This is a genomic window from Sphingomonas sp. LC-1 (assembly GCF_025371035.1).
In the GTDB taxonomy this organism is placed as follows: domain Bacteria; phylum Pseudomonadota; class Alphaproteobacteria; order Sphingomonadales; family Sphingomonadaceae; genus Sphingomonas; species Sphingomonas sanguinis_E.
The window spans coordinates 139,599-151,681 of sequence record NZ_JANZXB010000004.1; the positions used below are offsets into that span (position 1 = coordinate 139,599).

Here is a 12,083-nt window from a genome sequence, read left to right on the forward strand (position 1 = left end):
TCCCTTTTCCGCCCCGGAGCATCCTGCCCCGCTTGCGCGTTGCAGCACCAGGCTTCAATCGATTTATCTGTCATGAAGAAGGAGACCAAACGGCTGTGAGCGAACGGAAATTGATGCTGCTCGGCTGGATCGCGACCGCCACGGCGGTGGCCATGTACCTGTCCTATATCGACCAGATCCAACTCAACCTGGCGGGCCAGAAGGGTTCGGTGATTCAGCCGTTGGCGACGATGGTGAACTGCTCGCTCTGGGTCGCCTATGGCTTTTTGCGCGAGAAGCGGGACTGGCCGATCGTCTTCGCCAATGCGCCCGGCGTGATCCTGGGCGGAATTTGCCTGTTTACCGCGCTCTAGCGATGTCGCCCCAGCGAAGGCTGGGGCCTTTGGCGACGGCAGCTGACGATCGCGAGAGATCCCGGCCTGCGCCGGGATGACGATGCCCCCGCGCCACCGCTCGGGCGGCGCGGGGAACAGCCGATCAGGCCGCCTTGTCCTTCCACACCAGCACGGGCTTGCGCGCGGCGAGCGTCTCGTCGAGGCGTGCGCGCGGCGCGAAGTGCGGCGCCGTCTTGAGCGACTGGTCGCCCGCCTTGGCCCGCTCCGCCACCGACGCCAGCGCGCCGATGAACTGATCGAGCGCCGCCTTCGACTCGGTTTCGGTCGGCTCGACCAGCATCGCGCCGTGGACGACCAGCGGGAAATACATGGTCATCGGGTGGAAGCCCTCGTCGATCAGCGCCTTGGCGACGTCGATCGTCGAGAAGCCTTCGGCCAGACCTTCGTCCGAGAAGATGGCTTCGTGCATGCACGGGCCGCTCTTGGCGAAGGGGGCGTCGAGCGTGCTCTCCAGCGAGCGCAGGACATAGTTGGCGTTGAGCACCGCATCCTCGGCGACCTGGCGCAGGCCGTCGGCGCCGTGGCTGAGGATATAGGTCAGCGCGCGGGTGAACATACCCATCTGGCCGTGGAAGGCGACCATGCGGCCGAAGCTGTCGGCATGATGGTCCTCGGCATTTTCTTCCTCGACCAGGCGGAAGCCCTCGCCCGTCTGTTCGACGAACGGCAGCGGCGCGAAGGGGGTCAGCGCCTCGGAGAACACCACCGGCCCCGAACCCGGCCCGCCGCCGCCATGCGGGGTCGAGAAGGTCTTGTGCAGGTTGATGTGCATCGCATCGACGCCCAGATCGCCCGGACGCACGCGCCCGACGATGGCGTTGAAGTTCGCGCCGTCGCAATAGACATAGCCGCCCGCCGCATGGACCGCGTCGGAAATGTCCTTTAGGTCACGCTCGAACAGGCCGCAGGTGTTCGGGTTGGTGATCATCACGCCCGCCACGTCCGGTCCCAGCCGCGCCTTCAGCGCCGCCGTGTCGACGCGCCCGTCGGCGGTTGCGGGGATGTCCTCGACCGAGAAGCCCGCAAAAGCCGCCGTCGCCGGGTTGGTGCCGTGCGCCGATTCGGGGACCAGGATCACCTTGCGATGTCCCTCGCCGCGCTTCTCCAGCGCCGCCTTGATCGCCAGGATGCCGCACAGCTCGCCATGCGCGCCCGCCTTGGGGCTCATCGCGACCGAGGTCATGCCGGTCAGCGTGACCAGCCAGTGCGCCAGCTGGTGAATGACCTCCAGCGCGCCCTGCACCGTGTCGACGGGGGCCAGTGGGTGAACGTCGCTGAAGCCCGGCAGGCGGGCCATCTTCTCGTTCAGGCGCGGATTGTGCTTCATCGTGCACGAACCCAGCGGGAACAGGCCGAGGTCGATCGCGTAATTCTGGCGCGACAGACGGGTGTAATGGCGGACCGTTTCCGGCTCCGACAGGCCCGGCAGGCCGATCGGGGCCTTGCGGGACAGGTCGCCCAGACGCGAACCTGCGACATCGCCCTCGGCGAAGTCGACGCCGGTGGTCTTGTCATCGCCGATCTCGAAGATCAGCTTTTCTTCCAGCATCAGCGCGCGGTTGCCGGTGAAGGTTGCCTGCGCTTCGCCGTCCTTGGCCTCGGGGCTCGTAGGCTTCCAGCCGCTCTGGTTGATCGTCATGCCAGCACCTCCTCGAGAGCCTTGGCAAGCGTCTCGATATCCTCCGCCGTCACCGTCTCGGTGACCGCCACAACCAGTCCGTTCGCAAGCGCGTCCTCACCCGGATAGAGCCGCCCGAGCGACACGCCCGCCAGCACGCCGCGCTCGGCGAGCGTCCGCACGATCGGACGCGCCTCGCGGCCCAGGTCCAGCGTGAACTCGTTGAAGAACACGTCGTTGACCAGCTTGACGCCCGGCACCTTGGCCAGACGGTCCGCCGCGCGGCAGGCATTCGCGTGGTTGATCCCCGCCATGCGGCGCAGACCCGCCTCGCCCAGCAGCGTCATGTGGATCGAGAAGGCGAGCGCACACAGACCCGAATTAGTGCAGATGTTCGACGTCGCCTTTTCGCGGCGGATATGCTGCTCGCGGGTCGACAGCGTCAGCACGAAGCCGCGCTTGCCGTCCGCGTCCACCGTCTCGCCACAGAAGCGGCCGGGCATCTGGCGGATATACTTATCCTTGCAGCCCATCAGGCCCACGTAAGGCCCACCGAACTGAAGGCCGACGCCCAGCGACTGGCCCTCGCCGACGACGATGTCGGCGTCCATCTCGCCCGGGCTGCGGATCGCGCCCAGCGCGACCGGCTCGGTCACGACGGCGATCAGCAGCGTCTTCTTGGCGTGGCACGCTTCGGCCAGCGGAGTCAGGTCGGCGATGCGGCCGAGAATGTCCGGATACTGGACGACGACGCAACTGGTGTCGCCATCGATCGCCGCGATCATCTGGTCGATATCGGTCTCGGCAGTCAGGACGGGCGTGCCGGTCTCCAGCGTGTCGCCGGTATACTTCGCCATCGTCTTGGCGACCGAGACATAATGCGGGTGCAGGCCCGACGACAGGATCGCCTTCGACTTCTTGGTGATGCGCCGCGCCATGCCGATCGCTTCCCAGCATGCGGTCGAACCGTCATACATGGAGGCGTTGGCGACATCGGTGCCGAGCAGACGCGCGACCTGCGTCTGGAACTCGAACAGCATCTGCAGCGTGCCCTGCGCGATTTCGGGCTGATAGGGCGTGTAGGCGGTCAAGAACTCGCCGCGCTGGATCAGGTGATCGACGCTGGCGGGCACATGATGGCGGTACGCGCCGCAACCCAGGAAGAAGGGCACGTCGCCCGCGACCATGTTCTTGCGAGCCAGCGCGGTCATGTGCCGCTCGACCGCCAGTTCGGACGCGTGGTTGGGCAGGCCTTCGATGGGGCCGGACAGGCGGGCGGATTCGGGCACGTCGACGAACAGGTCGTCGACCGATCCCGCGCCGATGACCGAGAGCATCTCGGCCCGATCGGAAGAGGTAAGGGGCAGGTAGCGCATGCGTTCCATTTCTCCGCCCCTCACCCCGAAAACCTCGCGGATCGAGGGGTCATCGCCCTTCCCTTCTTCTCCCCTCCCGCAGGCGGGAGGAGTCGGGGGAGGGCAGTCGGCTTCAACAAGCCTGATGATCGGGGGAGAGCGAGTCCCCTCCCCCAGCCCCTCCCGCCTGCGGAAGGGGAGTAAGAAGGTTAGAGCTTCGCGACGAACGCGGCGTAGGCGGTTTCGTCCATTAACGCGTCCAGCTCCGACACGTCCGACAGGGTGATCTTGAAGAACCAGCCCTCGCCTTCGGGATCAGTGTTAACCAGCGCAGGCTCGTCGGCCAGCTGGGCATTGCCTTCGATCACGGTGCCCGAGACGGGCGCATAGACGTCCGAGGCGGCCTTGACCGACTCGACCACGGCGGCCTCGTCGCCCTTGGACAGCTCGCGGCCTTCCTCGGGGACGTCGACGAACACGATGTCGCCCAGCGCGCCTTGCGCGTAATCGGAGATGCCGACCGTGCCGACATCACCGTCGACGTCGATCCACTCATGATCTTCGGTGAAATAGCGGCTCATGGTCACTTGGCTCCTGAACGAACGTAACGATGGGGGACGAACGGCATGGCCGTGACGGTGGCGTCATGGGTCTTGCCGCGCTGAAGCAGTTTGAGGGCCGTGCCGGGCGTCGCCAGCTCGGTGGGGACATAGGCCATGGCGATCGGCGCGCCCATCGAGGGGGCAAAGCCGCCGCTGGTCACGCGGCCGATGACCGAACCATCCTCGGCGACCACCGACGCGCCTTCGCGCACAGGCTGGCGACCCGCGACGGTCAGGCCGACGCGCTTGACGGCGGGGCCGTTCTCGCGCTCGGCGAGGATACGCCCGGCCCCGAGGAAATCGGCCGCCTCGCGGCGCTTCTTGGCGAGTGCGAAGCCCAGATCGGCCATCACCGGCGTCGTCTCGGGGTCGAGGTCATGGCCGTAGAGCGGCAGCCCCGCCTCCAGACGCAGCGAGTCGCGCGCGCCCAGGCCGATCGGCTTTACTTCGGCCTGCTCGCACAGCAGGTCGGCGAATGCGGCGGCATGCTCGGCGGGGATCGAGATTTCGTAACCGTCCTCACCGGTATAGCCCGAGCGGCTGATCCACAGCGGCACGTCGTTCCATACGAAGTCGGCGGCGGTCATGAACACCAAGGCCTCGACGCCCGGCACGATCCGCGACAGCGCATCGACCGCCTTTGGGCCCTGGAGCGCCAGCAGCGCCTGCTCGTCGAGCAGATTCAGCGTCGCATCGTCGGGAATGAAGTCGAGCAGATAGGCGATGTCGTCATACTTCGTCGCGCCGTTGACGACCATGTAAAGTTCGTCCGCGCCATCGAGGGTGCGCTTCGTCACCATCAGGTCGTCGAGGATGCCGCCCTCTTCGTTCAGCAGCAGCGAATAGCGATTCTTACGATCGCCAAGGCCGGTGATGTCGCCCGGCAGGACCTTTTCGAGCGCGGTGATGACCGGGGCCAGGCCATTCTCGCCGGTGAAGACCACCTGCCCCATATGGCTGACGTCGAACAGCCCGGCCGACTCGCGGGTCCACAGATGCTCGGCCATGATGCCTTCATACTGGACGGGCATCTCGTATCCGGCGAACGGGACCATCCGCCCGCCGCGCGCACGGTGCCAGGCGTCCAGCGGCAGCGTCTGGATGATCTCCTGTCCCTCGGGGGCGTCTTCTACATTCAGGTCGGTTGCGTCGCTCACGGGGCCGGTCTCCGTCAAAAGGGTGTCGGCTAGGGACGCGTGTGTCCTTATCCGATCCGATCCCCCTCTGTCACGGAACCTGAGAGCTTTCGCCGGAATTTCCGGCTTACCCCTTCGGTGGCGCCGCGACCGGGGTCGAGGCGCGCTTTCCAGAGTGTCGATGGCGATCGCGCGGTCCCATTTGCCTGAGAGATTCCGGGGTGGTTGCTCCTTCGGCGGCCGGGTCCTGCCATCTGAAAGATGCACCCGGCGCTCTCCCGCGCGCGCCTATGTCGGACATGTCCGACATCGACGCCGCGCCCTCTGCCGGGCGCGTGGGTTCAAGTCAATTGGCGACAGCAAGGAGCATGCGCAAATATTGGGGATGGCGTCGCCAATATTCTTTCCCTGAGAGAAGAGTCGACAGGCCGCAGGCAAGACGCAGGGGGCTTTCACGCACGGTAACCCGCGTGGCAAGCCCCCCCCCCCCCGCCAGGAAGGACCGGATCAGCGAGTCGCGTTGTACCGCAGTTGCGCATCGGTCAGCTGGAACCCGACCAGCGCCTCGAAGCTGGCGCTCGCCACCGCCTGGCGGACGTCGGGCTGGGTCAGCGGATCGACCGCCGCATCCTCGTCCCCGGCCTTGCGGCGGCGGGTCAGCTTTTCGCGAACCTCGTCCGGCAGCGTCGCCGCCGAACGTGCGACGGTGGCCGAGGCCTCGCCCGCCACCTGTCCGCGCGCCTGACCCGCGTCGAAATGGACGTTGACGCGGCTGACCCGCTTGGCGACGACGTTCGTCCCGCCGCGGACGATCGCGATATAATAGGGCAAGGTCACGTCGCGCGCCGCGCTCGTGTCGGTGCGCCGCGCTTCGACATTGAAGGTGACGGTGGTCACGATGTCGGTTCCCGCATCGGCGCAATTGCCGCGGACATTGGTCATGCTGGCGACCAGATCGATCGACTTTTCATCGGTCGCGCCCGGCGTCTTGAACAGCGTGACGTCGCCCGTCCCCGCCGCGACGCCCACCACCGGGCAGGCCGATCGGACGGCGGTGATGCCGCCCGAGGCATCGATCTCTCCGGTACGGGCGCAGCCCCCCAAGACGAGCGCAAGGGCGACGGAAACGAGGAGCGGTGCTTTCACAGGTCGAAACGCCTATTCTATATGCCGAAGCATGATGCCGGTTTGGCCGCCAGCATAGGAACCGGGTTGGACGCGCGCAAGCAATGGCGTAGAGCCGTGCCCATGACCGATGCCCCCAAGCCGCCGCTCGACCTGTTGATCGCCGCCCCGCGCGGATTCTGCGCCGGGGTGGACCGCGCGATCCGCATCGTCGAGCTCGCGCTCGAAAAGCATGGCGCGCCGGTCTATGTCCGGCACGAGATCGTCCACAACAAGTTCGTCGTCGACAGCCTGAAGGCCAAGGGCGCGATCTTCGTCGAGGAGTTGGATGAGGTGCCGCCGCACGCGCACGTCGTCTTCTCCGCGCATGGCGTCCCCAAATCCGTGCCCGCCGATGCGGAGAATCGCGGCCTGGACTATCTCGACGCGACCTGCCCGCTAGTGTCCAAGGTCCATCGCCAGGCCGAGCGGCTGGTCGAGATGGGGCGTCATATCGTCTTCATCGGCCATGCCGGGCACCCGGAGGTCATCGGCACCTTCGGCCAGGTGCCGCAAGGGTCGATGTCGCTGGTCGAGACGGTCGCCGATGTCGAAGCCTTCGCCCCCGCCGATCCCGACAATCTGGCCTTCCTGACCCAGACCACTTTGTCGGTCGACGACACCGCCGCGACGATCGAGGCGTTGCAGCGCCGCTTCCCGTCGATCCAGGGGCCGCGCGGCGAGGATATCTGCTACGCCACCTCGAACCGCCAGGCCGCGGTCAAGGCGATCGCCGCCGAATGTGACGCGGTGCTGGTGATCGGCGCGCCCAATTCCTCCAACTCGCTGCGACTGGTCGAGGTCGCCGAGCGGGCGGGCAAGCGCGCGCAACTGATCCAGCGTGCCGCCGATCTCGACTGGGCGTTCCTCGACGGGGTCAAGACGCTGGGCCTGACCGCCGGAGCCTCCGCGCCCGAGCTCTTGGTCCGCGAGCTGGTCGATCGCCTGTCCGAACGCTTCACCGTGTCGGAGCGTGAGGAAGAAACGACGCGCGAGACGATCGCGTTCAAGCTGCCCCGCGGGCTGGAAGCGGCTGCCTGATCCATGGCCGTCTATACGCAGGTTTCGGCGGAGGCGCTGTTGGCGTTTCTGGGGCGCTATGACGCTGGCGAACTGATCTCGGCCAAGGGCATCGCCGAAGGGGTCGAGAACAGCAATTATCTGGTCGACACCACGACCGCGCGGTTCATCCTGACGCTGTACGAAAAGCGGGTGGCGGCGGGGGACCTGCCTTTCTTCCTCGCGCTGCTCGACCATCTGGCGGCCAAGGGCCTGCCCGTGCCGCCCGCGATCAAGGACCGGCAGGGCGTCGAGATCCAAGAACTGGCAGGCCGCCCCGCCTGCCTGATCCAGTTTCTGTCCGGCGTGTCGCTGTCGCATCCCAGCCCGGCGCAAGCGCTGGCGGCGGCGGACGCGATGGGCGCGATGCACCGCGCGGTGGCGGACTTTCCGCAGAATCGCCCCAATTCGATGGGCCATGCGAGCTGGCGCCCCTTGTTCGCGCAATGCGGGCGCGATCTCGATCGGATTCAGCCAGGGCTGCACGACGCGATGGGTGAAGCGCTCGATACGGTGCTCGACGGTTGGGACGCGCAAAGCCTCGACGCCTGCGTCATCCATGCCGACCTGTTTCCCGACAATGTGCTGGTGCTGGGCGATCAGGTGACGGGGCTGATCGACTTCTATTTCGCCTGCACCGATTTCCGCGTCTATGATCTGGCTGTCATGCACTCGGCCTGGAGCTTCGATGCGACCGGCGAGACCTATGCACCCGAGATCGGCGCGGCGCTGGTCGAAGGATATGAGCGCCACTTCCCGCTGTCCGACACCGAGCGCGCGGCATTCGCGAAGCTGGCGATGGGCGCGTGCCTCCGCTTCGCGCTTTCGCGCGCCTGGGACTGGCTCAACACCCCTGCCGACGCGCTGGTGACGCGCAAGGACCCCCTGGCCTATTGGCGGCGCTATATCGCCTATCGCGACGGAAAGGCCGGACTGTGACCCCTGTCGAGATCGCCACCGATGGCGCATGCAAGGGCAATCCCGGCCCCGGCGGCTGGGGCGCGCTGATCCGGTCGGGCGCGCATGAAAAGGAATTGTCGGGCGGCGAGGCGCTGACCACCAACAACCGCATGGAATTGATGGCCGCGATCGAGGCGCTGAACGCGCTCAAGCGTCCTTGCGCGGTGACGCTGTCGACGGACAGCCGCTATGTGATGGACGGCCTGACCAAGTGGATCCATGGCTGGAAGCGCAATGGCTGGCGCACGGCGGACAAGAAGCCGGTCAAGAATGCCGAACTCTGGCAGGCTCTCGTCGCGGCCGCGGAGCGCCACCAGATCGAATGGAAATGGGTGAAGGGCCATGCCGGCCACCCGGACAATGAACGCGCCGACAAGCTGGCCAGCGATGCGGCGGAGACGTTTCGGAAATAGCCCGGCCGTCGCTCGCTCCGATAGCGCGCGGGGACCGACTTGAGCGCAAAATTGATCGATGTTACGGACCATGCATGACCCGCGTGGCCGCCCATGTTCAACAACAACGCCGTCATCTCAACGGCGGTGTATGTGCGCGCGCTCGGCTCATGGGATAGCGAAAGGCCATATCCCTCCGCTTGACGCTGACCACCCCGCCCAATCGGCGGGGTTTTTTATGCCGGTTGGGCCTATTCGAAAGGACAACAGGGCTATGTACTTCCGGGACGAAGCCGCGATCGACCGCATCGCGTCAGGCCTGATCGATCGCACCTTGGCGAAGAGCGAATGGACACATGCGGGTCATTTCGCCGCAGCGCTTTGGCTCTGCCGCCATCGACGCGACCTTATCGAAGCGGACGAAATTCGCTTGCTGATCTCCCGATACAACGAAGCCACGAAGACCGCGAACACCGACACGAGCGGTTATCATCACACGATCACCTTGGCATCGATGCGCGGTGCGGCTCACTGCCTTGCCAAGCACCCTGAACACACGCCTCTCCACATCGTGCATTCGGCGCTGATGGCGTCCCACCTTGGCGATTCGAAATGGCTTCTCGAACATTGGAGCCGCGACGTGTTGTTTGGCGTGCCTGCGCGCCGGGCATGGGTCGAACCCGATCTCGCTCCGCTGCCCTTCTAGAATCGCTATCGCTTCCACCGATCGGGATGGTGACGCCGTTCCCGATCGGGGACCTGCGATCAGACAAGTGTGCGGGCCTCCGCCGACCGGTGACGGATCGATGGGACGGCCAGGGTCAGAACCGCGCCGCCGCATAGCGCGCGGCATCGACACCATCGGGCACCGGCCCCTCCCCCAGCAGCAATGCCGCCGCCAGCACCGAGGCGGCGGGCGCGGTCTGGATTCCGAAACCGCCCTGCCCCGCACACCAGAAGAAGCCCGGCACGCGCGCATCGAATCCATATACCGGGGCGCGATCCGGCGCGAAGCTGCGCAGGCCCGCCCAGCGGCGCTCGACCGCCTCGACGCGCCAGTCGACCACCCGCTCCAGCCGGTCGATCGCCACCGCCACATCCCATTCCTCGGGCGCGATATCGCAAGCGATGCTCGGCGTCTCGTCATGCGGGCTGAGCCACAGCCGGCCCCCAGGCTCGGGCTTGAAATAGAAACCGCCCGATATGTCGATGACATGAGGCAGCCCTTCCGGAGCGGGGGGATCGACACGGAGTTGCACCATGGTCCGTCGATAGGGAGTGATGCCGACCGGCGCGGCGCCCGCCATCCGTGCCACTTCGTCGGCCCAGGCTCCGGCGGCATCGACCAGCAACGTCGCCCGGACGGGCCCTGCCCGCGTCTCCAGTCGCCATGTTCCGTCGCACCGTTCGGCGGACAGCAGCGCGGCGTCGGTCATCAGCACCGCCCCCGCCGCGCGTGCGGCCGCCAGATAATCGGCATGCAGCGCCGCGACATCGATATAGGCGCAGCTCGGCTCCCATATCCCCTGCACCCATTGGGGGCGAAGACCGGGGACAAAGGGGGCGGGATCGGCCCGCGACAAATCCACCCCCGTGTGAGCGAAATCGGCGAGAAACCGGTCGATCCGCGCACCGTCCTCGACGCGCCCGACATGCAGCGAACCCAGCGGGTTCAGATACCCGCCGTCGTGCAGATATGGGCCGGAGGCGGTGGTCAGCGGCTGAACCGCCGGGCCGCCATAGCTTTCCGACCAGAAGGCCGCCGAACGCCCCGTCGCATGACGGCCGGGCATATCTTCCGCCTCGATCAGGACGACCCGCGCGCGCGGGCCGATCGCGGCGGCCAGGCTCGCGCCCGCCATGCCCGCGCCGACGATCGCGATGTCATAGGTCATGCGGCAACCTTGCCCAGAAACTGATCGATCGCCGCCAGCGCGCGCAGCCGCACCGGATCCGCCTCGCGCAGCAATTCATGCGCGGCGTCCGGTCCGAAACGCTCGATTTGCGCGCCGATCCGCGCGGCGACCTGCTCCGCCACGCGCGGGTCCACCAGGCGGTCGGCCTCGGCGATCAGCATCAGCGTCGGGAGCGTGACGGCATCCAACCGGCGATCGCGGAGCAGCGATCGTGTCGACCGCGACGCCGCCGCCAGCCACCCCCAGCTCGGCGGCCCCAGCGCCAGTTCGGGCGACTGGGCATACCAATAGGCTTCGTCCTCGAACCGCCCGACATCATGGGTCAGGTTGCGCTGGCGGGTGTGGTGCCCCGCCCCTTCCTCGACGCGCCAGATTGCCCGCTCGGCCCGGCCCAGCAGGGTCATCAGGCGGATGATGCCGCCGCCGAGCAGTGCCCCGGTCGGCAGGCGCAGCTCCAGCATCGGCGCGACCAGGATCAGGGCTTGGGGGTCCACCGCCCCCTCCACCACACTTCGTAACGCAAGATGCCCGCCCATCGAATGGCCAAGCAGGACATGCGGAAGAGCCGAATCATCCTCCGCCCGCCAAGTCCGCCAGAACACGCGAAGGTCCTCGACCAGCACCGCGAAATCGCCGCCATGCCCGATATGCCGATCGGCGAGCATTCGCCCCGATCCGCCCTGTCCGCGCCAGTCGAAGGCGGTCACGCTCCACCCGCTCGCGACCAGATGCGCGAAGACCTCCAGATATTTCTCGACCATATCGGCCCGGCCGGTCTGGAACAGCAGGCGCCCGACGGGCCGCTCGGTCGCCCAATCGAAGCGGCGATGATCCCATCCGTCCGGCGCATGCCAGCGCGTCACCCGCGCGGCGGCGGGAAAGGTTCGGCGGAGGGAAAGGCTGTCGGTCATCCGATCCCCGGTTACGGTTTGGAAAGCCCTGCCGTCTAGGGCGTTATGCCATGGAATGGACCATTGTCCGCATCGCCCTGACCGTGGCGCTGATGCTGTTGCTGCTCTCCGCCGGCATCGAGGATGCGCGCACCCGCGAGATCGCGGATCGCAAGAACATCGCCATCGCGCTGCTCGCCCCGCTCTGGTGGTGGGCGAGCGGCATGGCGGTCTGGCCCGACATGCTGTGGCAACTGGGCGTCGCGATCGGCGTGTTCCTGCTGTTTGCGCAGGCATTTCGCATCGGGATGATGGGTGGCGGCGATGTGAAGATGATCGCGGCGATCGCGCTGTGGCTGCCCCTGCCCTCGCTGGTCCGCATGATGCTGATCATGTCGATCGCGGGCGGGGCGATCACTTTGCTCATGTTGGTGGACCATCGCCTACGCCGTGCCGGGGGGCCGGAGGAGGCACGCGCGATCGAGGTGCCGTATGGCGTCGCCATCGCGATCGCCGCGCTGATGATCCTGCGGGAACCGATATTTAACCCATTCCCTCATACTTAACGCCGCATATAGGCTGAGCAACGGGCTCGG

13 protein-coding genes and 1 riboswitch are annotated in these 12,083 nt (G+C 66.7%); of the genes, 6 read left to right on the forward strand and 7 right to left on the reverse strand.

Going from position 1 to position 12,083, the window contains the following annotated elements; translation table 11 throughout:
- Positions 1–113: 113 nt before the first annotated feature.
- Positions 114–353 (forward strand): SemiSWEET family transporter, encoded by a 240-nt coding sequence (locus NZL82_RS07610; protein WP_042484722.1) that lies wholly within the window; start codon positions 114–116, stop codon positions 351–353.
- 124 nt (positions 354–477) lie between these two features.
- Here NZL82_RS07610 and gcvPB read toward each other — a convergent pair whose 3' ends face one another.
- The 5 genes from gcvPB to NZL82_RS07635 form a co-directional block, all read right to left on the reverse strand.
- Complete coding sequence (gene gcvPB / locus NZL82_RS07615) at positions 478–2,034, reverse strand: aminomethyl-transferring glycine dehydrogenase subunit GcvPB (protein ID WP_261269175.1); 1,557 nt, start codon at positions 2,032–2,034, stop codon at positions 478–480.
- Complete coding sequence (gene gcvPA / locus NZL82_RS07620) at positions 2,031–3,389, reverse strand: aminomethyl-transferring glycine dehydrogenase subunit GcvPA (protein ID WP_261269357.1); 1,359 nt, start codon at positions 3,387–3,389, stop codon at positions 2,031–2,033. Before gcvPA ends, gcvPB begins: the two co-directional genes overlap by 4 nt.
- Positions 3,390–3,577: 188 nt before the next feature.
- Positions 3,578–3,949, reverse strand: a complete 372-nt coding sequence (gene gcvH, locus NZL82_RS07625; RefSeq protein ID WP_261269176.1) for a glycine cleavage system protein GcvH — start codon at positions 3,947–3,949, stop codon at positions 3,578–3,580.
- Positions 3,950–3,951: 2 nt separating this feature from the next.
- Positions 3,952–5,127: a glycine cleavage system aminomethyltransferase GcvT gene (gene gcvT, locus NZL82_RS07630; protein ID WP_261269177.1), complete on the reverse strand. Its 1,176-nt coding sequence runs from the start codon at positions 5,125–5,127 to the stop codon at positions 3,952–3,954.
- 162 nt (positions 5,128–5,289) lie between these two features.
- Positions 5,290–5,397, reverse strand: a riboswitch (glycine riboswitch).
- A 216-nt stretch (positions 5,398–5,613) separates the two neighbouring features.
- Positions 5,614–6,252, reverse strand: coding sequence for a hypothetical protein (locus NZL82_RS07635; protein ID WP_261269178.1), 639 nt, complete (start codon positions 6,250–6,252; stop codon positions 5,614–5,616).
- Positions 6,253–6,354: 102 nt separating this feature from the next.
- Between NZL82_RS07635 and ispH the strand changes: the two genes are divergently transcribed.
- From ispH to NZL82_RS07655, 4 genes are all read left to right on the forward strand, one after another.
- A complete protein-coding gene (gene ispH / locus NZL82_RS07640; protein WP_261269179.1) occupies positions 6,355–7,311 on the forward strand; it encodes a 4-hydroxy-3-methylbut-2-enyl diphosphate reductase in 957 nt (318 codons plus the stop codon).
- A 3-nt stretch (positions 7,312–7,314) separates the two neighbouring features.
- Complete coding sequence (gene thrB, locus NZL82_RS07645; RefSeq protein WP_261269180.1) at positions 7,315–8,268, forward strand: homoserine kinase; 954 nt, start codon at positions 7,315–7,317, stop codon at positions 8,266–8,268.
- Positions 8,265–8,702, forward strand: coding sequence for a ribonuclease HI (rnhA, locus tag NZL82_RS07650; RefSeq protein WP_261269181.1), 438 nt, complete (start codon positions 8,265–8,267; stop codon positions 8,700–8,702). Before thrB ends, rnhA begins: the two co-directional genes overlap by 4 nt.
- Positions 8,703–8,955: 253 nt before the next feature.
- Positions 8,956–9,387, forward strand: coding sequence for a hypothetical protein (locus NZL82_RS07655; RefSeq protein ID WP_261269182.1), 432 nt, complete (start codon positions 8,956–8,958; stop codon positions 9,385–9,387).
- Positions 9,388–9,502: 115 nt separating this feature from the next.
- Here the strand turns inward: NZL82_RS07655 and NZL82_RS07660 are convergent, their stop codons facing one another.
- Together NZL82_RS07660 and NZL82_RS07665 are read right to left on the reverse strand one after the other, a co-directional pair.
- On the reverse strand, positions 9,503–10,576 hold the full coding sequence (locus NZL82_RS07660) for an FAD-binding oxidoreductase (protein WP_261269183.1): 1,074 nt from the start codon (positions 10,574–10,576) through the stop codon (positions 9,503–9,505).
- Positions 10,573–11,508 (reverse strand): alpha/beta fold hydrolase, encoded by a 936-nt coding sequence (locus NZL82_RS07665; RefSeq protein ID WP_261269184.1) that lies wholly within the window; start codon positions 11,506–11,508, stop codon positions 10,573–10,575. The genes NZL82_RS07660 and NZL82_RS07665 overlap by 4 nt, the downstream gene beginning before the upstream one ends.
- A 50-nt stretch (positions 11,509–11,558) precedes the next feature.
- Here NZL82_RS07665 and NZL82_RS07670 point away from each other — a divergent pair, with 50 nt between their 5' ends.
- The gene (locus NZL82_RS07670; protein WP_261269185.1) at positions 11,559–12,053 is read left to right on the forward strand and encodes a prepilin peptidase; all 495 of its coding nucleotides are present in this window, start codon (positions 11,559–11,561) and stop codon (positions 12,051–12,053) included.
- Positions 12,054–12,083: the final 30 nt, after the last annotated feature.

What these genes read in the sequence shown, in the direction of transcription:
- NZL82_RS07610 (WP_042484722.1), top strand. Translation starts at nt 114, where the DNA reads ATGCTGCTCGGCTGGATCGCGACCGCCACGGCGGTGGCCATGTACCTG.
- gcvPB (WP_261269175.1), bottom strand. Translation starts at nt 2,034, where the DNA reads ATGACGATCAACCAGAGCGGCTGGAAGCCTACGAGCCCCGAGGCCAAG.
- gcvPA (WP_261269357.1), bottom strand. Translation starts at nt 3,389, where the DNA reads ATGCGCTACCTGCCCCTTACCTCTTCCGATCGGGCCGAGATGCTCTCG.
- gcvH (WP_261269176.1), bottom strand. Translation starts at nt 3,949, where the DNA reads ATGAGCCGCTATTTCACCGAAGATCATGAGTGGATCGACGTCGACGGT.
- ispH (WP_261269179.1), top strand. Translation starts at nt 6,355, where the DNA reads ATGACCGATGCCCCCAAGCCGCCGCTCGACCTGTTGATCGCCGCCCCG.
- thrB (WP_261269180.1), top strand. Translation starts at nt 7,315, where the DNA reads ATGGCCGTCTATACGCAGGTTTCGGCGGAGGCGCTGTTGGCGTTTCTG.
- NZL82_RS07655 (WP_261269182.1), top strand. Translation starts at nt 8,956, where the DNA reads ATGTACTTCCGGGACGAAGCCGCGATCGACCGCATCGCGTCAGGCCTG.
- NZL82_RS07660 (WP_261269183.1), bottom strand. Translation starts at nt 10,576, where the DNA reads ATGACCTATGACATCGCGATCGTCGGCGCGGGCATGGCGGGCGCGAGC.
- NZL82_RS07665 (WP_261269184.1), bottom strand. Translation starts at nt 11,508, where the DNA reads ATGACCGACAGCCTTTCCCTCCGCCGAACCTTTCCCGCCGCCGCGCGG.
- NZL82_RS07670 (WP_261269185.1), top strand. Translation starts at nt 11,559, where the DNA reads ATGGAATGGACCATTGTCCGCATCGCCCTGACCGTGGCGCTGATGCTG.